This window comes from Bartonella phoceensis (assembly GCF_902825145.1).
In the GTDB taxonomy this organism is placed as follows: domain Bacteria; phylum Pseudomonadota; class Alphaproteobacteria; order Rhizobiales; family Rhizobiaceae; genus Bartonella; species Bartonella phoceensis.
In genome coordinates this window covers 1-255 of sequence record NZ_CADEAD010000082.1, presented here as the reverse complement: position 1 = coordinate 255, position 255 = coordinate 1, and the positions used below count along the sequence as shown (strand labels likewise).

1 protein-coding gene is annotated in these 255 nt (G+C 60.0%); it reads right to left on the bottom strand.

The genetic code is table 11. From position 1 onward, the window contains the following. The coding region (locus J7R07_RS08155; RefSeq protein ID WP_208436342.1) for a hypothetical protein at positions 1-255 on the bottom strand (255 nt) is incomplete at both ends.

Genomic DNA, 255 nt, shown 5'->3' with positions numbered 1-255 from the left:
CCCCCAAATCTGGCGTTCTGCTTCTTGGAGAAGCTGCCCCGCCGCCCGCGCGGGTTGGTATGCCCGGAATAGACTCGTATATGGGCTCCTGCTCTGGACCAGCCCCCAAATCTGGCGTTCTCCCTCTGGGGGAAGCTCCCCCGCCAGTCGCGCCGATTGGTGTGTCCGGAATAGACGCGTATATGGGCTCATCATCTGGAGCAGGTCCAAAGTCTTGCTCTCTGCCTCTTGAGGATGCTGCATCTGAGGAAGCTA